Source organism: Pedobacter sp., from assembly GCF_037719805.1.
GTDB lineage: Bacteria > Bacteroidota > Bacteroidia > Sphingobacteriales > Sphingobacteriaceae > Pedobacter.
On the sequence record NZ_JBBJLZ010000001.1, the window covers coordinates 136,959 to 162,709 of the forward strand.

At 40.0% G+C, this 25,751-nt stretch carries 28 protein-coding genes; 2 read left to right on the forward strand and 26 right to left on the reverse strand.

The features are described from left to right. Window positions 1–9 precede the first annotated feature (9 nt). Window positions 10–885, forward strand: a complete 876-nt coding sequence (locus WKF66_RS00635; RefSeq protein WP_489672464.1) for a pirin family protein — start codon at window positions 10–12, stop codon at window positions 883–885. A gap of 57 nt (window positions 886–942) precedes the next feature. Here WKF66_RS00635 and ispF read toward each other — a convergent pair whose 3' ends face one another. Together ispF and porV are read right to left on the reverse strand one after the other, a co-directional pair. Next, the gene (ispF, locus tag WKF66_RS00640; protein WP_489672465.1) at window positions 943–1,425 is read right to left on the reverse strand and encodes a 2-C-methyl-D-erythritol 2,4-cyclodiphosphate synthase; all 483 of its coding nucleotides are present in this window, start codon (window positions 1,423–1,425) and stop codon (window positions 943–945) included. Between the two features lie 31 nt (window positions 1,426–1,456). Further along, window positions 1,457–2,632, reverse strand: a complete 1,176-nt coding sequence (porV, locus tag WKF66_RS00645; RefSeq protein ID WP_489672466.1) for a type IX secretion system outer membrane channel protein PorV — start codon at window positions 2,630–2,632, stop codon at window positions 1,457–1,459. Between the two features lie 164 nt (window positions 2,633–2,796). Between porV and WKF66_RS00650 the strand changes: the two genes are divergently transcribed. After that, window positions 2,797–4,428, forward strand: coding sequence for an SUMF1/EgtB/PvdO family nonheme iron enzyme (locus WKF66_RS00650; protein WP_489672467.1), 1,632 nt, complete (start codon window positions 2,797–2,799; stop codon window positions 4,426–4,428). Between the two features lie 40 nt (window positions 4,429–4,468). Here the strand turns inward: WKF66_RS00650 and WKF66_RS00655 are convergent, their stop codons facing one another. The 24 genes from WKF66_RS00655 to WKF66_RS00770 all read right to left on the reverse strand — a co-directional run bounded on the left by WKF66_RS00655 (window position 4,469) and on the right by WKF66_RS00770 (window position 25,730). Beyond that, complete coding sequence (locus WKF66_RS00655) at window positions 4,469–4,966, reverse strand: acyl-CoA carboxylase biotin carboxyl carrier protein subunit (RefSeq protein WP_489672468.1); 498 nt, start codon at window positions 4,964–4,966, stop codon at window positions 4,469–4,471. Between the two features lie 4 nt (window positions 4,967–4,970). After that, entirely contained in the window at window positions 4,971–5,624 is a 654-nt protein-coding gene (locus WKF66_RS00660; RefSeq protein WP_489672469.1) for a DUF4159 domain-containing protein, read from the reverse strand. Further along, window positions 5,621–6,325, reverse strand: coding sequence for a 16S rRNA (uracil(1498)-N(3))-methyltransferase (locus WKF66_RS00665; protein WP_489672470.1), 705 nt, complete (start codon window positions 6,323–6,325; stop codon window positions 5,621–5,623). Before WKF66_RS00665 ends, WKF66_RS00660 begins: the two co-directional genes overlap by 4 nt. A 12-nt stretch (window positions 6,326–6,337) precedes the next feature. After that, the gene (locus WKF66_RS00670) at window positions 6,338–7,696 is read right to left on the reverse strand and encodes a hemolysin family protein (protein ID WP_489672471.1); all 1,359 of its coding nucleotides are present in this window, start codon (window positions 7,694–7,696) and stop codon (window positions 6,338–6,340) included. A 71-nt stretch (window positions 7,697–7,767) separates the two neighbouring features. Then, the gene (locus tag WKF66_RS00675; protein WP_489672472.1) at window positions 7,768–8,313 is read right to left on the reverse strand and encodes an inorganic diphosphatase; all 546 of its coding nucleotides are present in this window, start codon (window positions 8,311–8,313) and stop codon (window positions 7,768–7,770) included. Window positions 8,314–8,318: 5 nt separating this feature from the next. Next, the gene (locus WKF66_RS00680; protein WP_489672473.1) at window positions 8,319–8,978 is read right to left on the reverse strand and encodes a DedA family protein; all 660 of its coding nucleotides are present in this window, start codon (window positions 8,976–8,978) and stop codon (window positions 8,319–8,321) included. Between the two features lie 45 nt (window positions 8,979–9,023). Then, complete coding sequence (locus WKF66_RS00685; protein WP_489672474.1) at window positions 9,024–10,397, reverse strand: NADH-quinone oxidoreductase subunit N; 1,374 nt, start codon at window positions 10,395–10,397, stop codon at window positions 9,024–9,026. 4 nt (window positions 10,398–10,401) lie between these two features. Next, entirely contained in the window at window positions 10,402–11,868 is a 1,467-nt protein-coding gene (locus tag WKF66_RS00690) for a complex I subunit 4 family protein (RefSeq protein WP_489672475.1), read from the reverse strand. Between the two features lie 21 nt (window positions 11,869–11,889). Then, window positions 11,890–13,782, reverse strand: coding sequence for an NADH-quinone oxidoreductase subunit L (gene nuoL, locus WKF66_RS00695; protein ID WP_489672476.1), 1,893 nt, complete (start codon window positions 13,780–13,782; stop codon window positions 11,890–11,892). 18 nt (window positions 13,783–13,800) lie between these two features. Then, the gene (gene nuoK, locus WKF66_RS00700) at window positions 13,801–14,130 is read right to left on the reverse strand and encodes an NADH-quinone oxidoreductase subunit NuoK (RefSeq protein ID WP_410885526.1); all 330 of its coding nucleotides are present in this window, start codon (window positions 14,128–14,130) and stop codon (window positions 13,801–13,803) included. After that, window positions 14,130–14,627 carry an NADH-quinone oxidoreductase subunit J family protein gene (locus tag WKF66_RS00705; protein ID WP_489672477.1) on the reverse strand — a complete coding sequence of 166 codons (498 nt, stop codon included), beginning with the start codon at window positions 14,625–14,627 and terminating at the stop codon, window positions 14,130–14,132. The genes nuoK and WKF66_RS00705 overlap by 1 nt, the downstream gene beginning before the upstream one ends. Continuing rightward, the gene (locus WKF66_RS00710; RefSeq protein WP_489672478.1) at window positions 14,628–15,128 is read right to left on the reverse strand and encodes a NuoI/complex I 23 kDa subunit family protein; all 501 of its coding nucleotides are present in this window, start codon (window positions 15,126–15,128) and stop codon (window positions 14,628–14,630) included. It abuts the gene before it with no gap. 33 nt (window positions 15,129–15,161) lie between these two features. Next, on the reverse strand, window positions 15,162–16,199 hold the full coding sequence (nuoH, locus tag WKF66_RS00715) for an NADH-quinone oxidoreductase subunit NuoH (RefSeq protein WP_489672479.1): 1,038 nt from the start codon (window positions 16,197–16,199) through the stop codon (window positions 15,162–15,164). Next, entirely contained in the window at window positions 16,199–17,203 is a 1,005-nt protein-coding gene (locus WKF66_RS00720) for an NADH-quinone oxidoreductase subunit G (protein ID WP_489672480.1), read from the reverse strand. The genes nuoH and WKF66_RS00720 overlap by 1 nt, the downstream gene beginning before the upstream one ends. Window positions 17,204–17,208: 5 nt before the next feature. After that, window positions 17,209–18,576, reverse strand: a complete 1,368-nt coding sequence (nuoF, locus tag WKF66_RS00725; RefSeq protein WP_489672482.1) for an NADH-quinone oxidoreductase subunit NuoF — start codon at window positions 18,574–18,576, stop codon at window positions 17,209–17,211. Further along, window positions 18,576–19,088 carry an NADH-quinone oxidoreductase subunit NuoE family protein gene (locus tag WKF66_RS00730; protein ID WP_489672483.1) on the reverse strand — a complete coding sequence of 171 codons (513 nt, stop codon included), beginning with the start codon at window positions 19,086–19,088 and terminating at the stop codon, window positions 18,576–18,578. The genes nuoF and WKF66_RS00730 overlap by 1 nt, the downstream gene beginning before the upstream one ends. After that, window positions 19,081–20,295 carry an NADH-quinone oxidoreductase subunit D gene (locus tag WKF66_RS00735; RefSeq protein WP_489672484.1) on the reverse strand — a complete coding sequence of 405 codons (1,215 nt, stop codon included), beginning with the start codon at window positions 20,293–20,295 and terminating at the stop codon, window positions 19,081–19,083. Before WKF66_RS00735 ends, WKF66_RS00730 begins: the two co-directional genes overlap by 8 nt. Before the next feature lie 6 nt (window positions 20,296–20,301). Beyond that, window positions 20,302–20,805 (reverse strand): NADH-quinone oxidoreductase subunit C, encoded by a 504-nt coding sequence (locus WKF66_RS00740; RefSeq protein WP_489672485.1) that lies wholly within the window; start codon window positions 20,803–20,805, stop codon window positions 20,302–20,304. Next, the gene (locus tag WKF66_RS00745) at window positions 20,805–21,347 is read right to left on the reverse strand and encodes an NADH-quinone oxidoreductase subunit B (RefSeq protein ID WP_489672486.1); all 543 of its coding nucleotides are present in this window, start codon (window positions 21,345–21,347) and stop codon (window positions 20,805–20,807) included. The genes WKF66_RS00740 and WKF66_RS00745 overlap by 1 nt, the downstream gene beginning before the upstream one ends. 105 nt (window positions 21,348–21,452) lie before the next feature. After that, the gene (locus WKF66_RS00750) at window positions 21,453–21,824 is read right to left on the reverse strand and encodes an NADH-quinone oxidoreductase subunit A (protein WP_489672487.1); all 372 of its coding nucleotides are present in this window, start codon (window positions 21,822–21,824) and stop codon (window positions 21,453–21,455) included. A 79-nt stretch (window positions 21,825–21,903) separates the two neighbouring features. Continuing rightward, complete coding sequence (locus tag WKF66_RS00755; protein ID WP_489672488.1) at window positions 21,904–23,625, reverse strand: tetratricopeptide repeat protein; 1,722 nt, start codon at window positions 23,623–23,625, stop codon at window positions 21,904–21,906. A gap of 136 nt (window positions 23,626–23,761) precedes the next feature. Then, window positions 23,762–24,679 carry a PstS family phosphate ABC transporter substrate-binding protein gene (locus WKF66_RS00760; protein ID WP_489672489.1) on the reverse strand — a complete coding sequence of 306 codons (918 nt, stop codon included), beginning with the start codon at window positions 24,677–24,679 and terminating at the stop codon, window positions 23,762–23,764. Next, a complete protein-coding gene (locus tag WKF66_RS00765) occupies window positions 24,679–24,906 on the reverse strand; it encodes a hypothetical protein (protein ID WP_489672490.1) in 228 nt (75 codons plus the stop codon). The genes WKF66_RS00760 and WKF66_RS00765 overlap by 1 nt, the downstream gene beginning before the upstream one ends. A gap of 2 nt (window positions 24,907–24,908) precedes the next feature. Next, a complete protein-coding gene (locus WKF66_RS00770) occupies window positions 24,909–25,730 on the reverse strand; it encodes an energy transducer TonB (protein WP_489672491.1) in 822 nt (273 codons plus the stop codon). Window positions 25,731–25,751 lie beyond the last annotated feature (21 nt).

Sequence of the window (25,751 nt, forward strand, 5' to 3'; positions counted from 1 at the left end):
AGGAGACAAATGGAAGCGAACGTTAAAGAGGTAGCGGGGATCTTAAATCCCCCTGCACCCCATATGGTAGGAGATGGATTTAGGGTTCATAATTTCTTTCCAAATGGATATAAGCTTAAGATGAATCCTTTTTATCTGCTTGATTATAACGCAAAAATCAACTTTTCTGCACGCAAAGAACCAAGGGGCGTTGGTGTACATCCACATCGTGGATTTGAAACGGTTACCATAGCCTATCATGGCGCTGTAGCGCATCATGATAGTGCAGGAAACAGCGGGATAATATACCCGGGAGACGTGCAATGGATGACGGCGGCGAGTGGTATATTGCATAAAGAGTATCACGAAGAGGCATTTAGCCTTGAAGGTGGAACGTTTCAAATGGTGCAGTTGTGGATCAATCTTCCAGCTAAGGATAAGATGAGCAAGCCGAAATATCAGGACATAAAGCAGGTAGATATGAGGAAGTATGCTTTGCCTGAAAATGCCGGGATGGTTGAGGTTATAGCTGGCGAATACGAAGGCCTGAAGGGAACTGCGAGCACCTTTTCTCCGTTACACGTGTTAAATGCCAGGCTAAATAAAACTGGAAAGGCAGCCTTTAAATTTCCAGCTTCCTTCAATACCGGTTTTGTAATTATTGAAGGCTCACTCTTAATCAATAATAAGGAAGTAGCAGCTGCTGATCAATTTGTATACTTCTCTAATAATGGGTCTGAAATTCAAGTTGAAGCATTAGAAAATTCTGTTGTTCTTGCGTTGAGCGGCGAGCCCATAAATGAACCCATCGCACAATATGGCCCTTTTTTGATGAATAGACCTGAAGAGATACAGCAAGCTATCAGCGATTATAACCAGGGTAAATTTGGCTATCTCGATGAATAATAGGTAGTATCGACCTGTAAGTGAACCGGTGTCTATTAAGATTTCCGGTTTTTTCTATTACATATCTTTTTGGATCAAACACACTGCATAAGCAACGACCCCCTCTTCCCTGCCAATAAACCCCATAAGTTCGTTTGTTGTCGCCTTTATTGAAATATCGTCAGATGAGATGCCAATGGCATCCGCTATATTTCGTTGCATTTTAGGTATGTGCGGATTAATCTTTGGTGCTTCCAGACAGATCATAGCATCTATGTTTCCAATCTCCCAGCCCTTTTCTTTCAACAGTCTTACACTTTCCTGCAATAGAATAATACTACTTATGCCCTTCCATCTTGGGTCAGTGTTGTTAAAATGAAAACCAATGTCTCTTAAATTAGCTGCTCCGAGTAAGGCGTCACAGATAGCATGCAATAACACGTCAGCATCAGAATGACCAAAGGCGCCTTTGTGATGCTCAAGATCCACTCCACCCATCACAAAGGGATGGTTATCTCTCAATTGGTGGACGTCAAATCCAAAGCCTACTTTTATCTTCATATCAAATATTTATATTGTTTATTAAACAGATCTAACGTACTTCTCCAAAATTAAATAGCAGGCCAAATCGGAGCGTATTTGCGAGAGGGCTTTCTTGGGGGTTGGCTAAGAGATAAGAGAAGTCAATGTTGAATACATTATATTTCAACCCAACTCCCATGGTAAAATAGCGCTGGTTTCCTTTCATGGGGTTCTCATAGAAATAACCTGCTCGGAATGCAAATTGCTGATTGTACCAGTATTCTAAGCCCGCTGCAATACTAATCTCTTTGAGTTCTTCGGAAAATCCACCAGGAGCATCACTGAAAGATCCAAATATCCCGGAGGGCACGGATCGGTTTGGATCCTTCCCTGAGACAATGTTTCCTTGTGGATCATAGAATGGTTGTGTTGGAACAAGCAACTTATTTAGATCCAGTGCAAAAGTGAACATGCTGTAATCATCAACTAAAAAGGTTGTAGCTCCACCCAGCTTCAAATTCGTCGGTAAAAATGCTTTATCAATGGCATCACTATAGCCAATTTTTGTACCGATATTAGAAATATTAGCTCCTGCAGAAATGATTGCGTCAGTCCCGAAGAGGATTGAGTTCGTTTTGTAATATGCTGAAATATCTACAGCAACGGCTTGCCCGGCATGTGTTTGTTGCCCAACCACTGTCTGGCCCGATGAGAGATCAGAATATATGTACCTCAATGTTGTGCCTAGTGAAAAAGAGTCTCCAAACCTTTTCGCATAGGTTACATCGAAGGCGAATTCACTAGGATTGTAAATTCCGAGGTCTTGTTGATTGACATCAACAAATTGTATTTCGCCCAATGAGAAATAACGTAGTGAAGCAGCTATTGTATTCGTTGCATCAATTGAGTAATAGCCACTTAGGAAGCCAAGATTGACATCTGGAACAATGCTCTTTAACCATGGACTATAGGAGGCTGAAAATCCGTAAGGTTTTTCTAAAAAAGCGAGCTTTGCCGGATTAATGCTCATTGCGTTGGCATCTGGATGGACCGCAACTCCTGCATTACCCATACCCCCGGCGCGGGCATCAGGAGTAATTAACAGAAAAGGAACACCTGTAAAAATAGAATTGGATTCACTCCCGTTAGTTAGTGTGCCCGGCTCGACAACCTGAGCATGTATAGTAATAGTCGCTGTTACTAAGAAAAAGACAAAAACACTTTTTAAAAAGTAACTATAGCTCATTAACTGTGATTATTGAAAACCTATTCAACGCAAGTTAGCATAGTACACAGTAATTTCAAAGCAGTTCTACAATAATAATCCTCAAACACTGCTGTGCTATTTTTTTTTGGCTCGTACACTATTTTTTATGTAATTTTAAGACAACTTTGATGAATCAGCACCCTATGAGAAATAACATACTTTATTCACTTGCCTCACTTCTTGTCGTAGCCAGCTCTTTAAATTCCTGTAAGCAGTCCAAGCCAGGAACTTCAGATAAAACTGGAATGGCTTACAACAAAAAGGAATATGGGGGATTTGAAGTTAATAACAAGTTTAGAAGAGGCCCCGGACCAGGATTAGTTGAGATTGAAGGTGGAGTGTTTGTAATGAGCGGAAGTGCAATAAATACGCCTGGACAAGAACTTAGCACTTATAATCGCAAAAGGGAGACCACCGTCTCTTCCTTTTATATGGATGAAACGGAAGTGTCAAACACAAACTGGCTGGAATACTTGAACTGGATCAGAACCAATTATCCTACAGACTACGAGTACTATTACGATGAGCTTCCCGACACGCTAGTTTGGAGAAGACCATTATCCTATAATGAACCTTACGTGGACAATTATTTCAGGCACCCTGCTTATCAGGATTACCCTGTGGTTGGCGTGTCCTGGGAGCAGGCAAATAGGTATAGCTCATGGAGAACAGATAGGGTAAACGAGCTTTTGCTTCGCGATCAGGGATACATGACTAGCTTTAAAGATTTAAATGGTGATAACAAAAGTGGTCCTACTCCCGCTGCTGGCACCGATGCTACCGCTTCCAAACCAAGCGGAGCCTTTAATACAGACATTTACTTAAATGGTCAGTATGACGACAAAGGCAAGAAAGCCATGAAGGATCTTAATCCGAAAAGCGCCGCCAACGCTGCTACTGGAACTACTACGACTGCGGCAAGGGACGGCGCGGCAACAAGGAACGTAAGGTTAGAAGATGGGATACTTAAACAGCCATATCGCCTTCCAACTGAGGCAGAATGGGAATATGCAGCACTGGGACTGATAGGCAATACAGAATATGAAAACATTTCAGAGAACAAAATCTATCCATGGAATGGACTAGGTTTGAGTTCCGCTAAAAAGAAAACACGAGGTTTGATTTTAGCCAACTTTAAAAGAACAAAGGGTGACTACATGGGCGTCGGGGGTTCACTTAATGATAAAGGAGGATTGACAGTTGCGGTAAGGTCATACCTGCCGAATGATTTCGGTTTGTATAACATGGCAGGAAATGTTAATGAATGGGTGGCTGATGTTTATAGACTAAATACGTTTGAAGCTGCTGACGCATTTAATCCATATCGAGGTAATTTTTATCAGGACAAAAAAGTAGCTGATCCAATTACAGGCAGGTTAGAGAAAGATAATCGCAACAGACCAGTTCTGGTAGCCGCTCAAACTCAAAAGAAACAAACATGGGCGGAGAAACAAGCTGCAGCAAGCGCAGTACCTGATTCAACTGCTGTTAATAATTACGCTGATCAAAGAGGCTATCGCGATCTGGCTGGCGATCTCTATGGTGAAATAACGCTTGTTAACGACAAGTCAAGGGTTTACAAAGGTGGTTCCTGGGATGATCAGGCATTATGGCTTAATCCAGCAACCAGGAGGTACTTGCAACAGGATGAGGCAACAGCCGACATAGGATTCCGTTGTGCAATGACAATGCTTGGTGCCTCTGAAATACGTTCATCAGGGAAACCACAGTTTGCACCTAAAACCTCAAAGGCGTTCAACAGCAAAAAGAGATAATTTATAAAGTATTAGAAAAGGGGCACGGCCCCTTTTTTAGTTAATCAAATTGAAGAAGTATTGTATTCTTTTCAATCTTGTCACCTGTCCCCACTAATAGTTTAGTTACTACTCCATCTGTAGGAGACTTGATCATATTTTCCATTTTCATAGCTTCTAAAACCAACAGATTGTCGCCTTTAAGTACCTTTTGCCGTGGCACTATCAATACCTTCAAAACGAGTCCGGGCATAGGTGCCTTAACATCAGCAATCTTACCCGATCTGGAATTGTCAAGCCCCAGTTGTTTGAGTAACAGGTCATACTGGTCTTCAATATCCACTAGATAAATATTACCATTTACTTTAACGGTGAAGGTCTTATCTAACGTGTTCTCTTCAACCAACTCAACGTTGAACGACCTGTTTTTATAAAGAATATTAGCTTGTCGGGTATTTATTTTTCTGTAATCAAGATCAACTAGTTTTTCATCAAGTGTGATGTCGCTCGCTCTGATGTCCAGCTCGTAAGTAAGCCTTTTATTTACTTTTACCTTCATTTCATTATTGCGTTAAGGCATACTGTATTAAATTAGCGCCCATTTTAAGTGCATTAGAGCGACTGTTTTCGGTATCCTCAGGATAGGTTCCGAAATCTTCCCATCCATTCCCTAAATCGCATTCAAATGTATAGTAACATACCACTCTTCCTTTCCAAAGCAAAACTAAACCCTGAGGTCGTTTGCCATCGTGTTCGTGGATTTTAGGAAGGCCGTTTGGAAACTTAAACTTCTGCTTATAGAGTTCATGGCTTGCTGGAAGTTCTATAAAGCTAAGTTCAGGAAATACCTTTTTCATTTCTTTACGAATGAACTTATCCAGCCCGTAATTGTCGTCAATATGCAGAAACCCTCCTCCGATTAGATACTTTCGCAGATTTGATGCTTCGGTTGTGCTGAACACTACGTTACCATGCCCCGTCATATAAACAAACGGGTAGCTAAAAAGCGTCGGACTACCAACTTCCACAATTTCTTCCTGAGGAGAAAAATTGGTCTTGAGGTTTGCATTGCAGAATGCAATAAGGTTTGGAAGCGCAGTTCTATTGGCATACCAATCACCGCCGCCACTATATTTTAACTTAGCAAGCTTGTAGGTCGGCGCACTGAAGCTGGTCGATAGCAAGAATAGTATGAATGCAAAAATCTTTATTCTCATCTGTTTAGGTAATTGACTTCAAAGCACGCAGCAAGCGCCGCAGTCTCTGTACGCAATCGTGTATTACCTAAAGTTAATGGTTTATAATTGTTAATCAAAGCCAGCTGTATCTCTTCAGCTGTAAAATCACCTTCGGGGCCAATTAGGATTAGGTACCTGCTTTCTTTTACCGGAATCTGACTTAGGTACTGTCTTGATTCTCCCTCTAAGCAGTGCGCAATCATTTTAGTTCCTTCTAGCTGCAAGTTGAGGAAATCTGAGAGATTTATGCCAGGATTCAGTTTTGGATGATAGGCCTGAAGCGATTGCTTTACGGCTGAAGTAATCACCTTATTTAAGCGATCTCCTTTGACTACTTTACGCTCAGATCGCGCACAGATGATAGGTGTTATTTCATCAATTCCAATTTCTGTCGCTTTTTCGAGAAACCATTCCAATCTGTCAATATTCTTTGTAGGCGCTACCGCAATATGCAGATAATGGCTTTTTTGCTGATAATTTAAGATGGTTTCAACAACCCTGACCGTAACATTTCTTTTATGATCAGAGATAATCTCGGCATGATATAAACCACCTTTTCCATCAATAAGAGAAATGATGCTATCCTTTGATAACCTTAATACTTTGGTACAATGCCTACTCTCCTCTTCATTTAACGTGTATTCATTTGAATCGATATCTGGAGTATAAAATAGGTGCATCAGCGCATTTAGTTAGTGAATGTCAACCATATCACTTTTTGAAATAACCAGTTCTAATTTGATGGTCTCAATATTCTGTTCCGTCTTCTTCAATATTGTAAACAGATATCCATAACACTCTTCACTGTCACCTACCTCTGGAATCTTGCCAAAAGCGTGTGAAACAAGTCCACCAACAGTGTCAAAATCTTCATCCTCGGGCAAGTCGTGAGGCAAATGTTCATTTACATCATACACAGTCGCATAGGCGTTAATGATAAATTCAGTCTCGGAAATCTTTTCGACTGTGGGTTTTTCTTCATCATACTCATCCTGGATTTCACCAACGATCTCTTCAACAATATCTTCCAGGGTAACCATTCCAGCCGTGCCACCAAATTCGTCAATAACAATTGCAATCTGAATTCTCTTCTGTTGAAGTTCACTTAGCAAATCATTGATCTTCTTAGTCTCCGGCACAAAATAAGGTTTCCTTATAATGTCGCTCACAGCCCACTCTTTATTGCCAGCCAATAGAGGCAGTACGTCCTTGGCGTGGACAATTCCTATGATCTTATCAATGATCTCGTCATAGACAGGCATACGTGAATAACCTTCACCAATTATTGTTTCTACCACTTCTTCTTTAGACGTATTCAATTCAATACCTGATATCTTAGTTCGGGGAACCATAATATTTTTGACAACCCGCTCATTGAAGTCGAAAACGTTCTTAATAAGTTCGTGCTCGTTATCTTCTAAAGCACCACTTTCTTTTCCCTGGTCTAGCAAGTATTGTAGCTCCTCGTTACTGTGAAGCGATTCATGCCCGCCTGCAGTGTTGATGCCAAAAGGCTTTAATATGATTGATGCAAGACTGTTCAACGTCCAGATAAACGGCTTAAATACAACATAAAATATTTGTAATGGAACCGAGACAAATAGCGTGGTAGCAACTGGTCTCTGTATTGCAAGAGATTTCGGAGCAAGTTCGCCAAACACAATGTGCATAACGGTAATGACAGAGAAGGCAACAACGGTTGCAGCAGAATGAATAAAAGCATTGCTGACCTCTAAATGAAACCCTTCAAAGATGTTGAGAAAAATAGTATGCATGACATTTTCACCCACCCAACCGAGACCCAGTGAAGCAAGAGTAATACCTAGTTGAGTTGCTGCAAGATAACCGTCAAGGTTATGAACTATGTTTTTGGCCATTTTACCCACCCTGCTTCCAGACTTGGCTTTGATCTCAATTTGAGATGCACGAACCTTGACAATAGCGAATTCAGCAGCGACAAAAAAGCCGTTTAGCAGCACTAGAAATAATGCTAGAAGTAAACGCCAACCGACGGAATCGCCGTCGGCTTCTACGGGCGTTGCTACGGCCATAATTGAAGCTGGTAAGAATCCATTAACGGATGTCAATACGAACATACAAATTGAGTGGGAGATCATTCAGGTTACTGTCTAAATTTTTTGTCGTAAAGCTCTATGCTTTCTTGTATTACCTTATGGGCATAACGTAAGCCTAATAGATGCTCAATCGTTACTTGCTTTTCTTCTAAAGCCTTATAATCCTGAAAGAATTTTACAATCTCTTTCATTGTGTGTGGAGGAAGGTCAGCAAGATCGTTGATATAATTGACTGACATGTCGTTTTTAGCTACCGCGATGATTTTATCATCTTGCTCGCCATTGTCAACCATATGCATCACGCCAATTACTTTAGCTTCGATTATTGTCATAGGATACACATCCACAGAACATAAGACAAGGATGTCTAATGGATCATTGTCGTCACAATAGGTTTGTGGTATAAAGCCGTAGTTAGCAGGGTACATAACAGATGAAAAAAGAACCCTGTCTAGTTTGATCAGGTTCGAATCTTTGTCTATCTCATACTTTGCTTTTGAGCCTTTAGGAATTTCGATAATAGCATTAACGATTTCGGGTAAGTTCTCTCCCGGAGAAACGCTATGCCAAGGATGGGTGTCGTAGTTACTCATTGTTACTATTTTGTATTAATTGTTTCATCATCATTGTTTTTTACAACCTTCTTTTTAACGAAGGTTATGATTAGTGGAATCGTTGTAACAACAATAAAGCCGATAATTATGTATAATAAATAATCATTAATTTGCTTTTCAAATCTTTTACCAAGAAAATAGCCCAACAATGTCAGGGAGCTTATCCATAGAATCCCCCCTAACACATTATAAAATGCAAATCTCTTAAATTCTAGCTTTACTATTCCGGCAAATATAGGAGCAAAGGTTCTCACTATCGGCACAAACCTGCCCATTATTAGTGCAAAGGCGCCTTGTTTATTATAATAAGCTTCAGCTGCTTTTAAATAACGTCTCTTGAAAAAAAAAGAGTCCTTTCTGTCATACAGCATAGGCCCGGTGCGCCGCCCGAACCAATATCCGGTAAAATTACCCAACACTGCACAAACGGTCAAACCTAGTATAAGCACGTAGATATTAACATCAAGCTTGCCCGTGGCTACGAACATTCCTGCAAGAAAAAGCAGGTAATCTCCTGGCAAAAAGAACCCGAAAAAGAGACCAGTCTCCGCAAATATTACAAACATAACCACGTAAAAACCACCTTCTTTAAGTAATTTTTCAGGGTCAACAAAGTGTTGTAATGATGTCCAGAAATCCTGCATAATTCGATTATTCGTAAAACTACAAATAATAATGAATAGTAATCATTATATCAAATTTAAAATCACTGTAGGGTATACGCCTAGAAAAACAGTGATTACCAACGAAAGAACCAGCACTAAACGATACTGAACTGGTGTATCCAGATCAATTTCATGCCCATCTTTGAAGTACATCGCTACAATAACTTTGAAGTAATAATAGAAACCAACAAGGGCATTCAAAATCGCAAACGCTACCAGATAAATTTGATAGTCTCCCATTACATTCAGGAACATGAGATACTTTCCTATAAAGCCGGCAGTCAATGGAATGCCCGCAAGGGACAACATTGCAACTGCAAGTGCCAATGAAGTCATGGGGTTGCGCTTAGCCAGACCATTAAAGCTATCAAAATGGTCATTCCCCGTTTTTTGCTTAACAAGAATTAAAACGGCAAAAGCGGTAATACTGGCAAAAGTATAAGCTGCAGCATAAACCAAGACGTTGTTAGATGAATTAGCAGATAAAGTGACTAATGAAAAAAGCAAGTACCCAGCATGTGAAATGCTCGAATAGGCGAGCATTCGTTTAAAATTCTTTTGAAACAGCGCAGTTACATTACCTATAAATAGTGTTAGACATACGATTACGATAAGCGGCGGAAGCCAAAAATCATGAAGCGGGGCGAACGTACCAGCAAAGAGTCTTAAAAATGCAGCAAAACCAGCCGTTTTTACTACTGTTGACATGAACGAAGTAATAAGTGTAGGTGCACCTTCATATACATCGGGAGTCCAAAAGTGAAAGGGAGCCGCACCTATCTTAAAGCTCAATCCTATTAAGATCAATATCACACCGGGGTAAAAGAGAGGTGACATATCCTGATAATGATCCACTAAGTACCGATTGATCTTTATCAAATCAAATGTACCCGTTGCACCATATATCAAAGTGATACCAAATAGCAAAAATCCGGTTGAAAACGCACCCATCAAAAAGTATTTAAGGGAAGCTTCGTTGCTACCGAAATCGCTTTTGCGAATACCTGCGAGAATGTATAAACTTACCGACATGATCTCCAAGCCGATAAACAGCATGGACATATTTTGGTATGAAACCATGATGATAATCCCAGCAAGAGAAAATAATATCAGTGTGAAATATTCTGCGATATTTTCACTATTGGCCGCAAAATAATTCTGAGTAAGTAGAAAAATGAACAGTGTTCCAAGAATGGCTATTCCGGAGAAAGCTAATGCAAAATTATCCATCTGCATCATTCCATAATAAGACGTATTCGTATTCCAGGAGGTAACTACAAAAGCCAGGGAAGTAAGCAGTCCAATTATAGTAAGAGGCAGTAGCGCTCTTTTTGCTTTAAACAAACCTGCATAAAGCACTACTAAAGCCGTAATAGCAATTGTTATAATAATATTCATTTGCTTAATTTACCGATGTTAATTTTTGTGTAACCTGATCTACAAATTGTTGTACTGCCGCCTCTGAAAGATGTAAAATAGGTTTGGGATACACACCAATGATGATTATCAGCGCACAAATTATATACAAAACCAATTGTTCAGAACCTTTGATATCTTTAAATACTACGGTTAACTCATTCGTTGTACCTAGCATAATATTTTGATACATCCTCAGCATGTAAACCGCTCCAAAAATGATAGTGAGGCCGGCAAATACTCCTAACCAGGCGTTGTATTGGTACACTCCCATTAACAAGAGAAATTCTCCAATAAATCCGTTGCTACCAGGTAATGCAACTGTACCTAGTACAATAATTAAGAATACGATTGCAAGTTTTGGAGCATGTTTGGCTATGCCACCAAGATCAGCGATTCTGTTAGTCTTCAGCCTGCTTGAGATAATGTCTAACACAAAGAAAAGGCCTATTACGTTAATACCGTGACTAAGCATCTGAATCATTGCTCCCTGCATCCCCTGAGTATTTAATGCGAAGATACCAGCACTAATTAACCCCACGTGGGCTATAGAAGAATAGGCAACTAATTTCTTTGCATCTTTTTGCATAAAAGCAATGATAGAAGCATAAACAATTCCGATTACAGAAAGCACGATTGCTAAATGGCCCCATTCCTGCACCCCTAATGGAACAATAGGTAGCAACCATCTGATCACACCATAAACTCCCATTTTTAGCATGATACCCGAAAGCAACATTGTCCCAGCTGCTGGAGCCTGGTTGTATGTATTCGGTTGCCAAGTATGGAATGGGAACACCGGCATCTTAATTGCAAAAGCTACAAAGAATGCCCAAAATATCCAGCCCTGCTGACTACGATCCAAGTTTAGATTGTAGAATGCCTGAATGTCAAAGTTGTGTGCTGGATTTTGAAGGAACAAGTAGATAATCCCCATTAGCATGAACAACGATCCTGCAGTGGTATAAACAAAAAATTTCATGGTTACTTTAATCCTATCCTTACCACCCCAAACTGCACAAATAAAGTAAATTGGGATCAATGCAGCTTCCCAACCAATATAAAACAAGAATGCATCTAACGCTGTGAACACCAATAACAATCCACTTTGCATAAAAAGAATCAATGCAAAAAACGCATTTGAATTTTTATAATCATGGTTATAAGCAGCAACAATTATCAAAGGGATCAGGGCATTAGTTAGCAATACAGTAATGATGCTGATCCCATCGATACCAGCATGGAAGTTGATCCCCAGCTCTTGTATCCACTGGTAGTTAACAACAAATTGCATTGTTGCATCTGGATTGAAATTACCTATAACAACAATTGTCAAAGCCAGAGTAACGAGTGCCGAAACAAGCGCCACATACTTACCTGTCTTTCCTGAAAGGGCCGTAATGATGGCTCCGAGTAGTGGTAAAAATATTAGAAGTAGTAAAAGTTGTTCCATTATGTTCTCTTGGACGATCTTTTATAATGATAAATAAGTATACAATAACAATGAGATGATTCCTACCACCATCATAAAAATATAGAACCCTACATTTCCTGATTGCAGAAGGCGCAGCCCCTTACTCGCTTCAGATGTTCCTAAACCTAAGCCATTGATGATTCCGTCAACGACCTTTGTATCGACAACTTTATAAAAGAATGTAGACAATGCATCCAAGGGTTTACGGATTATCGCGTCATAAATCTCATCAACATAGAACTTATGATAAGAGATATTGGCTAGCACCGGCCGCTTAGATTCATGCGGTACTGGTACATGGTTTTGTTTTACATATCTTGTGTAAGCTATACCAATGGAAATTAATACCCCTACAATCGTAATGCCCATGAGCATAAATTCAGTAGCGTGATCCCCTGCTTCCGGATGATGCATAATTACAGGAGATAGCCATTGGGACAACCAATGATGGCCCCCTAACACTTCAGGAATCCCAATAAATCCCCCGACAGCCGAAAGGATAGCTAAAACGATTAATGGGATAGTCATTGTCTTAGGCGACTCATGTATCTTTTCTTCTGCATGATGTGTACCCCTATAAGCGCCAAAAAAGGTTAAGAACAGCATTCTAAACATATAGAAAGCCGTCAGGAAGGCCGTAAAAACGCCAATTACCCACATAATCTTGTCATGTTCGTACACATGCGCTAAAATTTCATCCTTTGAGAAAAACCCGGAAAACGGAGGTAAACCGGCTATGGCCAAGGTACCTATTAACATGGTTACAAAGGTAATTGGCAATTTCTTGCGCAGACCACCCATATGACGCATGTCTTGTTCATGGTGCATTGCATGTATTACAGAACCGGCACCAAGGAATAATAACGCTTTAAAGAAGGCGTGAGTAATAACATGGAAAAAACCCCCGTCATACGCACCGACGCCTAATCCTAGAAACATGTAACCCAACTGGGATACCGTAGAGTATGCCAGTACTTTTTTAATATCCGTTTGTGTAAGTGCGATCAGAGCGCCTACAACGGCAGTTGCTAAGCCTACTATAGCAATAAGATGCTGCACTACTGGTGCAAGATCAAACAATATGTTAGATCGGGCAATCATGTAAATACCAGCGGTTACCATCGTTGCGGCATGAATTAACGCCGACACTGGTGTCGGACCGGCCATTGCATCTGGCAACCATGTAAATAGTGGCAATTGGGCCGACTTACCGCAAGCGCCTATAAATAGCAAGAATGCAATTAATGTGATCGTGCCATCTCCAGGAAGCATATTTGCTGCCTGAGGAAATATCTTGGAGAACTCTACGCTGCCGAATGTAGTAAACAGGAAGAATACCGCTAATAAGAAACCTAGATCTCCAATCCGGTTCATGACAAATGCCTTTTTTGCTGCAGATGCATAACTACTATTGGTATACCAAAAGCCAATCAATAGATAAGAACATAATCCTACTCCTTCCCATCCAATGAACATCACAATGTAGTTTGAGCCTAGGACAAGTAACAACATAAAAAAGATAAAAAGATTCAGGTAGCTAAAGAATTTACCAAAACCATCATCATCATGCATGTATCCGATAGAATAAATATGAATTAGAAAGCCCACTCCTGTAATGATTAGCAACATGATCGAACTTAACGGATCAACAAGGAAGGATAGCGGTATTTTTAAAGTACCTGCTGAGATCCAATCGAAGAGGAATATTTCATGAGATTTTGAAGTATCAGATCCCAACTCAAGAAAGATACCTATGCTCAATATAAAGGAAATTAATATAACTCCACTTCCTATGATACCAATCAATCCCTTGGAAAAGGTATTCCTTCCAAGCCCATTTAATATAAAACCAATCAGGGGAATCAACGGAACCAGCCAAACTAAATTTATCATCTTATAACTTATACTTAATTACCACTTAAGGCGATTCAAAACATTGATATCTGTTGACTGGGTATTCCTATAGACCATTACAATTATACTCAGCCCTACAGCAACCTCAGCCGCTGCTAATGCCATAATGAAGAACACAAATACTTGTCCGGATGGGTCGTTGCTATGGACAGAGAACGCGGTTAGCAGTAAGTTGACTGCATTCAACATAAGCTCTACCGACATGAAAATTACAATCGCATTCCTTCGGGTTAGAACCCCAACAACTCCAATTGTAAAAATGATTGTACTCAACCATATATAATGGTTAAGCGGTACTCCCTGCAACTCTTGTGTAATATTCTGCACTATACTTTCTCTTTTTTAGTTAACAATACTGCTCCAACCATCGCGGTTAGCAACAAAATAGACGATAATTCAAAAGGCAGCATAAATGGGCCAAATAATTCCTTACCAAGGTTCTTCAATAAGCCAAGATTAGGATTTTTTAATATAACAGGGTCTGAAATTGATGTGGCTTTTAGAGAACCAATAACGGTCACGATTAAACAGCAGCCTGCTATCACGCCTACTATCTTAACCACGTTAGATTTCAAAGGCTCATTGTCTTTGTTAAGATTCAGTAACATCAATACAAAGAGGAACAACACCATAATCGCCCCCATGTACACAATGAAATTGACTACCGCTAAGAACTGTGCATTCAATAGGATGTAATGAACAGTGAAAGTGAAAAATGTAACAATTAAGTAAAGTACGCTATGCACCGGATTTTTTGCGAAGACGACCATCAGTGAAAAGATTACACTTAATGTTGCTACAAAATAGAATACTGAAATGCTCATTTATTTATTAGTTAGTGGTTGTTCAACCAATTTGTCTTTACCGTAGATAAAGTCTTTGCGTAAATAATCAGAAGGAACAATCGGCCCGTCAAGATATATTGCCTCTTTAGGACAAGCTTCTTCACATAATCCGCAGAAAATACAGCGAAGCATATTAATCTCGTAAACAGCCGCATACTTTTCTTCCCTATACAAATCCTTTTCCTCAGGTTTCCGCTCAGCTGCGATCATGGTAATAGCTTCTGCAGGACAAGAAAGTGCGCATAATCCACAGGCTGTACAACGTTCTTTGCCGTTTTCGTCTCTTTTTAAAGAATGCAATCCACGGAAATTGGTAGAAAATTCTCTTTGTACTTCCGGATATCTAATTGTAGCCTCTTTTTTAAATAAGTGACTTATTGTAATAGAAAGCCCCTTTACAATAGCAGGCAAGTACATGCGCTCTGCAAATGTCAACGGCTTCTGTTCTAATATCTTTTTCTTACTGGTTAATGGTTCCATTAAACCTCCTTATTATACCGCAAAAGCGGATGATTAAAATTTTTCAATTATAGCAATCACAATACCTGTGATGATAATGTTTGCAATAGCTAAAGGAATCAACCCTTTCCAGCCTAAATGCATCAACTGATCATAACGGAAACGTGGAATCGTCCACCTTACCCACATGAAGAAGAATATAAAAGCAAAGATCTTAGCAAAGAAAACAACTGTTCCAATTAACGGACCTATCATAGGCCCCGTATGCAAGAGTACCCAATCCATTCCAGGATAATTGTAACCGCCAAAATATAGGGTAGCCATTACTGCAGAGGACACAAACATGTTGATATACTCAGCAAATAGATAGAACCCTAATTTCATAGAAGAATATTCGGTGTGATAACCACCAATTAACTCCGTTTCGCACTCGGGCAAATCGAAAGGGGCGCGGTTCGTCTCAGCGAACGCACACACAATGAATATGATAAAACCCAGAGGTTGATATAAAACATTCCAGTGCCATCCATGCTGCTGGTCAACAATTTCTTTCAAACTCATGGTATTGGTAACCAGTAATAACGCAATTATTGATAATCCCATTGCAATCTCATAACTGATATTCTGCGATGCTGCACGTATAGCGCTTAACAACGAATATTTATTATTTGAAGCCCATCCGCCTATCATAACCCCGTAAACACCAAGCGATACTACACCGAATATGTATAAAATACCTACGTTAATGTCTGTTACTTGCAAAGGCACCACTCTGTCGTTAATCAAAATAGGACTTCCCCATGGAATCACTGCTGTTCCAATACAAGCCGTAAGCATCGCCAGACCAGGACCAACCATAAATAACCACTTGCTGGCATTTGTGGGAATGATCTCCTCTTTCATAAACATCTTTAATCCATCTGCCAGAGGCTGTAATATCCCAAAAGGACCTGCTCTATCTGGACCTAACCGATCTTGTAAAAAAGCAGCAACTTTACGTTCAGCATAGGTAGAATACATCGCAATTACCAAACTGATAGCAAAAATAATAGTAACAAGTATAAATTTTTCTATAACAAAAGCTATATCCATTAGAATTTGGCTGTTTTTTCTAGTTCTACTTTATTCGCTTGTTGCAACAGAGGATTGTTCTGTATCACTGGAAGCGGTTTCATTGTTTCGTAATGGTTTGATGCAATCACGGAAGCATCACTAATATGTGTAGGATGTTCAATTACCCAGTCATCTGTTCTCTTTTTGTCGAAACGACAGGTGTTACAAATGAACTCCTCTACCTCGCCATAAATGTCCTTTCTCGCCGTCACACGTAAAACATCAGCTCCCTTATACCATAAAGTCACTTTTCCCGAACATGTTGGACAATCTCTATGTGCATCGATCGGCTTTGTAAACCAAACTCTATTTCTGAATCTAAAAGTTTTATCGGTTAAAGCACCCACTGGACAAACATCTATCACGTTTCCGGAAAAATCATTATCAACAGCGGTTTGTATGTAAGTAGAAATTTCAGAATGATCTCCGCGATTCAAGATGCCATGAACACGTTTATTGGTAATCTGGTCGGCAGTAAATACACAGCGGTAACACAAGATGCACCTATTCATGTGCAGCTGGATCTTATCCCCTATATCTATACGATCAAACGTTCGTCGCTCAAATTCATACCTGGTTTTCTGCAAACCATGCTCGTAGCCTAAATTCTGTAGGTCACACTCTCCTGCCTGGTCACAAACTGGACAATCTAAAGGATGGTTAATTAAGAGCATTTCTACTACACCGCTTCGCGCTTCAATTACTTCGGGTGAAGTTATATTTTGCACTTCCATGCCATCCATAACTGAAGTACGGCATGACGCAACCAGTTTAGGCATTGGCCTTGGATCCTTCTCAGAACCCTTGCTTACTTTGACGATACAGGTCCGGCACTTCCCACCACTACCCTCAAGCTTACTATAGTAGCACATAGACGGTGGCACAATATCCCCGCCTATTTGCCTTGCGGCATTTAAGATGCTTGTACCTGGAGCTACCTCCACTGTTATCCCGTCAATGGTTACCTTAACTTTATCACTCATGATTGTTAGTCTCCTGTCGTAACTTCTGCTTTAGCAATAGGTTCAGCATAATTTGCTAAACCATAATTAGTTTCTAACGCTTTCGCTGGCTCTTTTACATGCCACTCGAATTCATCTCTAAAATGTCTTATTGAACTCGCAACTGGCCATGCTGCAGCGTCACCCAGTGGGCAAATGGTATTTCCTTCTATGTTTTTAGAAACGTCAACCAGAAGGTCAATATCACTCATCTTACCATGGCCATACTCAAGCCTATGTAACACTTTCTCCATCCAGCCTGTCCCTTCTCTACAAGGTGAACATTGACCACAGCTTTCATGATGGTAGAACCGTGAAAAGTTCCACGTATTTCTAACAATACACTGATCTTCATCAAAGGCAATAAAGCCGCCCGAGCCCATCATTGTTCCAGTGGCAAAACCGCCTTCAGATAACGATTCGTAACTCATTAAACGTGGTTCTCCATTGGCAAGCTTTAAAGTTAGGTTTGCAGGAAGAATTGGTACCGAAGATCCGCCGGCAACAGTTGCTTTTAGTCTTTTTCCGTTTGCGATACCACCGCACCCTTCATCTGAGTAAATAAACTCTTCAACAGGTAAGCCCAGTTCAATTTCATAAACCCCTGGTCTCACAAGATTACCTGATGCAGATATTAATTTTGTACCGGTACTTCTGCCTATACCAACTTTTGCATACTCCTCTCCTCCATCATTGATGATGGGAACAATAGCAGCAATTGACTCAACATTGTTCACCACTGTCGGACAACCATACAGACCTGCGATAGCAGGAAATGGAGGTTTAATACGAGGATTACCTCTTTTGCCTTCTAATGATTCCAGCAGCGCTGTTTCTTCACCACAGATATATGCACCACCACCTGGCTGAACGTACAATTCAAGATTGTAACCTGTTCCTAATATATTCTGGCCTAAAAATCCCGCATTTCTTGCTTCAGCAATAGCTTTTTCTAGAATGCGAATTTGAGGCATCATTTCCCCTCTAACGTAAATGAAAGATGTACTTGCTCCCAAAGCAAAACTGGAGACGATCATTCCCTCAATCAACGCATGAGGGATATGTGTCATTAAATAACGGTCTTTAAATGTTCCTGGCTCTGATTCATCTGCATTACAAACCAGATAACGGGCTACCCCTTCAGGCTTAGCTAAAAAGCTCCATTTCATCCCCGTGGGAAAGCCAGCACCACCTCGTCCTCTTAAACCAGACTTCTTTACTTCCTCTACTATCTCATCGGGACTTAGCGTCTTTAAAGACTTCTCAACAGACCGGTACCCACCCTTTTGGCGATAGACCTCCAACGTGTTAATTCCGGGTACATTTATATGTTCTAATAACAGCTTCCGTCCCATTATTTATTTCGTAAATCGTTAATTAAATCGTCTACTTTCTGTTCGGTTAAGTTCTCGTAAAAAGTATACTCGGGACCAATTTGTAAAACCGGCCCGTATCCACAGGCGGCAAGACATTCAACACCCCTCCAGCTAAATAAGCCATCAGCAGTTACCTCACCTTCCTTTACACCAAGACTCGTTTCAAGATGGCTCATTATTTTTTCAGCACCAACTAAACAACATGGTCCCGTCCTGCACACTTCCATTACATATCTACCTTGAGGCTTCAAAAAGTACATGCTATAAAAAGAAGCAACCTCATAAACTTCAATGCTTTGAATATTTAGGTAAGCAGCAACTTTGTCCATAGCACCAGGACTAAGCCATCCCAGTTCTGCTTGTGTTTCGTGCAACATAGGCAGCAAAGCGGATTTCTGTTTCCCTTCAGGATACCTCTTAACAATTTCATCAAACTTCGCTGTTAGCGCTGACGAAAATTCCTGAGGTTGGTATTCTTCTACTTTAAGCATCTAATTCTCCTGCAATAATGTTCATGCTACTCATATTAATAATGGCATCTGATAATAACATTCCTTTACTCATTGGAGCAAACATTTGATAATTTATAAAACTTGGTCTCCTGAAATGAAGGCGATATGGCGTTCTGCCTCCATCATTGATCAAATAAAACCCAAGTTCTCCATTACCCCCCTCAACAGAATGATAAACTTCCGCTTTTGGAGCATCAATCTCACCCATTACAATTTTGAAGTGATAAATTAAGGCTTCCATGTTATTGTAAACCTCTTCCTTGGCTGGCAAATAGAATTCAGGTACATCAGCATGAAAAATTCCAGCTGGTTCCAATTTAATCTTTTCTAAAGCTTGCTCGATAAGCCGAACGCTTTGCCACATTTCTTCATTTCTTACCAAATACCGATCGTAGATATCTCCGCTGGTCCCAACTGGAACATCAAAGTCAAAATCATCATAGGATGAGTATGGATCGCTTACACGAACATCATAATCTACACCAGCAGCACGTAACAAAGGGCCTGTCCAACCATAGTCAAGTGCTTGTTCTGCAGTTACCGGCGCTACTTTAGCGGTTCGGTCTATGAAAATACGATTACGGCTTAACAAACTTTCAAATTCTCTTAAAGCAACAGGGAACTCAATAAGAAACTTGTTGATCTTTGCAAATGCAATGTCGTTAAAATCTCTCTCGAAGCCTCCGATACGACCTATGTTAGTTGTCAAACGCGCTCCACATATCTCTTCATAGACCTCATATATGTGCTCTCTGAATTGGAACAGATACAAAAACGTAGTTGTCGCACCTGTATCCTGAGCGATAATGGTATTGCAGATAATGTGATCAGAGATGCGGGCTAGCTCCATAATAATTACACGGAGATAGTCAACACGCTTAGGCATCTTTATATTCAAAAGCTTTTCAACTGTCATATGCCAACCCATATTATTGATGGGAGACGAACAATAGTTTAAGCGATCTGTTAAAGGAGTGATTTGATAAAATGGTCTGTGCTCAGCAATCTTCTCAAACGCACGGTGGATATAACCGATCGTGGAGACACCACTTACAATACGCTCACCATCTAACTGGATCACATTTTGAAATACACCGTGTGTTGCAGGATGAGTAGGCCCTAAATTTAGCGTTACTAATTCATTCTGAGGATCATTATCTGTATATACTGGTTGATTCTGATTCATATGTTCTTATCTACCAAAGTATTCATCTTTTTTATCAACTCTGTTAGGATCTTCCAGAGGGTATTGCTTCAACATCGGATGAACACCGAGTTCATCCATGTTCAGTATTCGTCTTAAATCAGGATGACCATCAAACTTAACACCGAAGAGGTCATAAGTTTCTCTTTCCATCCAGTTGGCCGCATTCCACAAACCCGTCAAAGTGGGGATAGTAGGATTATGTTCGTCTATAAATACCTTTACTCTTATCCGGACCCGCTTAACCATACTGTGTAAATGATATACCACAGCAATACCTAGTTTCTTTTCGGGATAATGAACAGCAGTAATATCAGTTAAGAAATTAAAGTCTGCAACGGTGTTGGTCTTCAAAAACTCTAGAACGTCTACAATGATATCCTTTTGAGTCTCAAAAGTTAACAATCCGTAGGGTTCATTAACTCCAATAATTTTCTCACCGAACCTTTCAGTTAGCGATTGTATCAAATCATGGTTGAGGCTTTCAGACATTATTCTATACCGTATGAAGCCAACATATCTTTGTACTGATCAGAATTTCTTCTTCTACCAGATTCATTTCTAACCAGCTCCTGAATCTTTCCAAAGCCGTCGAGTATAGCCTCCGGTCTAGGCGGACAGCCTGGAACATAAACGTCCACAGGTATAATTTCATCTATTCCTTGCAATACTGAATAAGTATCAAAGATACCGCCGCTTGATGCGCAGGCTCCAACAGCCATTACCCAACGAGGCTCTGCCATCTGTAAGTACACTTGCTTCAATACAGGACTCATCTTTTTAGCGATAGTCCCCATCACCATCAAAAGATCTGCTTGACGAGGAGAAAAGCTTAAGCGTTCAGAGCCAAATCGACCGAAGTCATAATGAGAGCCCATAGTTGCCATAAATTCAATCCCACAGCAAGACGTTGCAAAAGGTAAAGGCCATAATGAGTGTGAGCGGGCTAACCCGATTACCTTATCTAACGAGGTTGCGAAAAAACCAGACCCTTCAATGCCTGGAGGCGCGTCTACAATATTGATGTTACTCATGATATAAAACAGAAAAGGCTCATCCTACACAGAATGAACCACAAATTTACAAATTTTGTAACCAAATGAATTAGGCTTCAATCATTTAGAAACGATCTAAATAGTTTAATCCCAGTCTAACGCTTTTTTCTTTAACACATAAATAAAGCCTAGCAAAAGCGTGCCCATAAAGATGAACATTTCTATCATGCCATTCATTCCAAGCTCTCTGAAATTAACAGCCCATGGATACATAAAGATAACTTCAACATCAAATAGCACAAACAAAATCGCTACCAGGAAGTATTTGATAGAAAAGGGTTGACGGGCATTCCCGACTACTTTAACTCCAGCCTCGAATGTTGACAGTTTGTCCGCAGTTTTTCTCCGTGGTCCAAGATAGTGAGTAGCAATCAAGGTGACTACAACGAAACCCAAGGCAACAATGATTTGAAAAATGATGGGTAAGAAATCGACAGCTCCACTTTGAGTTTCCATATGCTTATTTATTTGCTGCAAAACTAAAATAAAAAGGCAGGATAACAACCCTGCCTTTTCATTAAAGTTATAAATGCAATTATTTTTTCTTCGTAGGAGTTTTAGCTGCTGCAGCAGGAGCTGTTAACGACTTGATGCCTTCTGAAGCTTTACTATTAGCAGGATCAACCGCTAGGGCTTTGTCCCAATACAATTTCGCTTTGTCTTTATCATTTTTGTATAAAGCAAAACCCGCAATATTGTTATAAGCTTCTGTCATAGTTTTCTTAATTGCAGGAGTCTGTTTGTCAACATGCGCTTCGGCTGAATCCAAGTATTGTTGGTAGTAAGGCAATTGTAATCCTACTGGCTCAGTGTCGCTATCAAGAAACGTATTTACTCTTCCTCTCCAAAGATAAGCATCAATTGTACTCGGCGCCAATTTCGCTAATGTGGCGAATGAACTGTCTGCTTGTACCAGTATCTCTCTAGAAGGTTTAGTTGCGCCTTTCATAAGTGAACCATAGTAATAATATGAAGCTACACCATGGTAAAAGAAATTGTAAGCAGAACCTTTACCACTTGGATTTAACTTATTAACTAAGGCATAGGTTGAAACAGCTCTAGGATAATCTTTTGCATCATAAAACGATTTCGCAACATCAGCTAAAGATTCAACTTTAGTAGAGTCCATCTGAACAGCTTTCATAATATTCTTAACTGCAAGACTGTCTTGTTTACCTTGTAACTGAGCTTTACCTAAATATAGATAATCATCAGAAATCAAACGAGTGGTATCTTTCATTTGAGCGAAGAAGTCATTCATATATTGAAGACTCTGCGGATAATTCTTATTCTCAAATGCAGAATAGCCTCTTAATCTAGAAACAAAGATGTTTTTACCATCGCTAGGATTCATAGCCGCTAACGCAGTAGTCTCTTTTTCCAAAGTCTGGAAATCTTTTGCATAAAATAAGAATTGAGCATAACGCAATCTCGATTCGTAAGAGTTATCTGTTAACTCCAAATACTTTTTGTAGTTCGTTAATGCATCAGCAGCTTTAGCAGCAAAATTCTGCGGCTCCTGATTTGCCCATTGCATATAAAGCTCTGCAAGCTCTCTATAAGCCGGCCCGTAATTCGCGTCAGCTGCAACCACATTTTTTAGTTCAGTCTCAGCATCAGTAAATGCCCTTGACTCTTTATACATCCTACCAATCTGTACCGTAGCACGTTGTAATGTCTGATTGATACTTAATGCACGCATATAGTTCTGAAGTGCCTCAGAATTTTTACGCTGCAAAGCAAAGTAGTCACCTAATGCAAGGAACGTCTCTGGATCCTTATCTTTATCGTCCAACTCATCTGCCTTCTGAAGATTAGGAAGTGCAGCTGCGAAATCAGGTTTGTCTAAAGCCAGGTATGATTTTCCTATGTAAAGGTAAGGTACATAATCTTTCTTCGACGCAACTTCAATTGCTTTATCAAAGTTGGTTTTCGCAGACGCAGCATTAGTTCCCATCAAATCTGCGTGGCCTAAACCTACATAATTCAATGGATTTTTAGCATCGGCAGTAACTCCTTGTGTAAATGCAGCACGCGCAGAGTCTAAATAATCTCTTTGCAAATAGACATCTCCAAGGCTATAAAAATTTTCCGCTTTTGCGGATGACTTTACCAATGCTTTAAGCATTGTAGTCGCTTTTTGGTACTGTTCGGCATCTATCGCCTTCTTTGCATCAGCTAAACTTTGAGCAAAAGTGGCAGAACCCATCACTACTAAACCTAAACTTAAGGTTATTGCTTTCTTTGTCATTTTCATCGGTTCTCTTTTTTAATTGTAACGAAGTCAGCTTTGACTCCACGTTTCGTTTTAAATGTTTAGGTAAGTTAGCAGAAATTGATTAAATAAATATCATTTCATTGTAACTGTTTCTTTAGTTCTCCAAATATATAATTTAGTTTGGAATCTTCAAGTTAAATTCGCGAGGCATCATCTTGTGTGGACCCAAGCCTGACTTAAGTACAATAAGCTGACCTCTTTGACTCATCACCCAGTTTGCAAAACCGGTGCCTAGCCCATCTTTCGCTTCACAATTGATAATATAAACGTTTCTTAAAAAAGGATAAATACCTTTGATAAGGTTTGTTTGAATCGGCTTATAAAAATCGTCTGCTCCAGGTTTCCCCTTTAAATTCTTCACGCCCATCATCTTCACCTTTCCAATAAAACTGTTCATTCCCGCATCATTGGCCAATAACCAATTTACGCCAACAACACCAATATAGTTTTCATGATCCACCACATATTTGATCACGTCATTGTTATCTTTAAGTGTATAGACGCCTGTAGCAGGTAGCTTCTTTACATTAGCTAACGTCATAAAGTAACGTAAAGTGCTAGAGCCAACGTTGTCGAAAACTAGCCCTTTGCCACTGGTAGAGGTTCCTTTTAAAATATCGATAACCTCGGCCACATTGATATTAGAATCTACATTTTTATAGCCTGTGATCAAAGCAATTCCATCAATAGCGAACCTTGAAGTTTTAGGGGCTATGCCTCGTCGTCTAAACGCCGTATCTTCTTTATGTGTGAGCATCCTTGAGAGCACAACCAGACGAATACTGTCATTTACAAAAGCTGGTATGATTTGGGCTTCATCTCCTGATGTAACCTTAAATGTAGCATTCTTATAGTCGCTCTTGAAAACTGCGATCTGATCTGATATAATTGACGAAAAGGACTCGTCAACAAATATATTAACCTCTCCTGATGTTCTTCTTTCAATAGAAGAATCAAGTGAGACCGTTTTCTTGTCCGCATTAGTACAAGATGCAAAAACTACAAGGCTCAGTAATAACTTCCAATGCTTCATTACTCTTCTTCTTTTTGATTAATTAAACGACCAAATCTTATCCCTGCGTAAACAATAAGCAGTACGCCAAGAACGATTCGATAGACACGGTCGATGTTAACAGGGAAGTCTTTCCACAGGATCAATCCAAGCCCAAGAACAAGGTAAAAGGCAAACATGACTAGGCCTAAAATAAACAGAAATCGCTGTTGAGGCGATTTCTGTTGAAATGATTTGAAGTTTAACATATCTATTGTGACAGTGTAAAACTAATCGGGATGTTATATTTAACACGTACTTTTTTACCATTTTGAATACCTGGAATCCACTTAGGACTCGCTTTAAGGACTCTCATTGCCTCTTCATCAGTACCTCCACCAAGCTTTCTATCAACCTTGATATCTGTCAAGCTACCATCTTTCTCTACTACGAAAGAAAGAAATACTTTACCTTGAATATTGTTTTCTTGAGCCATTGTCGGATACTTCACCGTCTTTTTCAAGAAAGCGTAGAATTTCTCCATACCTCCAGGAAAAGTAGGTTGCTGTTCAAGACTCACAAAGTCATAAACTCTTGTATCTTCAACAACTGCAGCCTGTTTCGGACCATCACCTGCTGCTGTAGCAATAACGATATCCGCATCAGGGTCACCTTCCATTGTTTTTTGACCAGGATCTGCCTTCTTCAAATCTTCGATGGTAGGCGGCTCTTCCTCTTGTACCTGATTATCTGGTTTAACAATCGGAGGAGGGAATTTGATCTGATCTTGTTTCGGTGGCGGTGGCTCTACCGGTGGCGGTGGCGGAGTTTCCGGATTAACCGGTGGTGGTGTGGCAATTGCCATCTCAACCGGAACAACAACTTCTTCCTCAGGCTCCGGTCCTTTAAACAAGGATGCGATTCTTGGGGAAAGGAACAACAGTATAAATACTGTTGAAGCTATCAGCAATGATTTCGCTGTATTTGAAGAACTTTGCTGACGGAGCTCGTAAGCACCATACGCTTTATTCTTGTCTGCAAATACAACATCAAGCCATTCCTTTTTTAATAAATCTATTTTAGAACCAAACATAGCTTAATATTTTATTATTAA

Bases quoted from the DNA above. Each gene is read 5' to 3' on its own strand.
- WKF66_RS00710 (WP_489672478.1), bottom strand. From the start codon at position 15,128: ATGGAACCATTAACCAGTAAGAAAAAGATATTAGAACAGAAGCCGTTG.
- WKF66_RS00670 (WP_489672471.1), bottom strand. From the start codon at position 7,696: ATGGCCGTAGCAACGCCCGTAGAAGCCGACGGCGATTCCGTCGGTTGG.
- nuoF (WP_489672482.1), bottom strand. From the start codon at position 18,576: ATGGGACGGAAGCTGTTATTAGAACATATAAATGTACCCGGAATTAAC.
- WKF66_RS00665 (WP_489672470.1), bottom strand. From the start codon at position 6,325: ATGCACCTATTTTATACTCCAGATATCGATTCAAATGAATACACGTTA.
- WKF66_RS00635 (WP_489672464.1), top strand. From the start codon at position 10: ATGGAAGCGAACGTTAAAGAGGTAGCGGGGATCTTAAATCCCCCTGCA.
- nuoL (WP_489672476.1), bottom strand. From the start codon at position 13,782: ATGATAAATTTAGTTTGGCTGGTTCCGTTGATTCCCCTGATTGGTTTT.
- WKF66_RS00720 (WP_489672480.1), bottom strand. From the start codon at position 17,203: ATGAGTGATAAAGTTAAGGTAACCATTGACGGGATAACAGTGGAGGTA.
- WKF66_RS00690 (WP_489672475.1), bottom strand. From the start codon at position 11,868: ATGGAACAACTTTTACTACTTCTAATATTTTTACCACTACTCGGAGCC.
- WKF66_RS00765 (WP_489672490.1), bottom strand. From the start codon at position 24,906: ATGTTAAACTTCAAATCATTTCAACAGAAATCGCCTCAACAGCGATTT.
- WKF66_RS00760 (WP_489672489.1), bottom strand. From the start codon at position 24,679: ATGAAGCATTGGAAGTTATTACTGAGCCTTGTAGTTTTTGCATCTTGT.
- WKF66_RS00740 (WP_489672485.1), bottom strand. From the start codon at position 20,805: ATGTCTGAAAGCCTCAACCATGATTTGATACAATCGCTAACTGAAAGG.
- porV (WP_489672466.1), bottom strand. From the start codon at position 2,632: ATGAGCTATAGTTACTTTTTAAAAAGTGTTTTTGTCTTTTTCTTAGTA.
- WKF66_RS00660 (WP_489672469.1), bottom strand. From the start codon at position 5,624: ATGAGAATAAAGATTTTTGCATTCATACTATTCTTGCTATCGACCAGC.
- WKF66_RS00755 (WP_489672488.1), bottom strand. From the start codon at position 23,625: ATGAAAATGACAAAGAAAGCAATAACCTTAAGTTTAGGTTTAGTAGTG.
- WKF66_RS00680 (WP_489672473.1), bottom strand. From the start codon at position 8,978: ATGCAGGATTTCTGGACATCATTACAACACTTTGTTGACCCTGAAAAA.
- WKF66_RS00750 (WP_489672487.1), bottom strand. From the start codon at position 21,824: ATGGAAACTCAAAGTGGAGCTGTCGATTTCTTACCCATCATTTTTCAA.
- WKF66_RS00770 (WP_489672491.1), bottom strand. From the start codon at position 25,730: ATGTTTGGTTCTAAAATAGATTTATTAAAAAAGGAATGGCTTGATGTT.
- WKF66_RS00735 (WP_489672484.1), bottom strand. From the start codon at position 20,295: ATGAATCAGAATCAACCAGTATATACAGATAATGATCCTCAGAATGAA.
- WKF66_RS00655 (WP_489672468.1), bottom strand. From the start codon at position 4,966: ATGAAGGTAAAAGTAAATAAAAGGCTTACTTACGAGCTGGACATCAGA.
- WKF66_RS00730 (WP_489672483.1), bottom strand. From the start codon at position 19,088: ATGCTTAAAGTAGAAGAATACCAACCTCAGGAATTTTCGTCAGCGCTA.
- WKF66_RS00705 (WP_489672477.1), bottom strand. From the start codon at position 14,627: ATGAGCATTTCAGTATTCTATTTTGTAGCAACATTAAGTGTAATCTTT.
- nuoH (WP_489672479.1), bottom strand. From the start codon at position 16,199: ATGGATATAGCTTTTGTTATAGAAAAATTTATACTTGTTACTATTATT.
- WKF66_RS00745 (WP_489672486.1), bottom strand. From the start codon at position 21,347: ATGAGTAACATCAATATTGTAGACGCGCCTCCAGGCATTGAAGGGTCT.
- WKF66_RS00675 (WP_489672472.1), bottom strand. From the start codon at position 8,313: ATGAGTAACTACGACACCCATCCTTGGCATAGCGTTTCTCCGGGAGAG.
- WKF66_RS00650 (WP_489672467.1), top strand. From the start codon at position 2,797: ATGAGAAATAACATACTTTATTCACTTGCCTCACTTCTTGTCGTAGCC.
- WKF66_RS00685 (WP_489672474.1), bottom strand. From the start codon at position 10,397: ATGAATATTATTATAACAATTGCTATTACGGCTTTAGTAGTGCTTTAT.
- ispF (WP_489672465.1), bottom strand. From the start codon at position 1,425: ATGAAGATAAAAGTAGGCTTTGGATTTGACGTCCACCAATTGAGAGAT.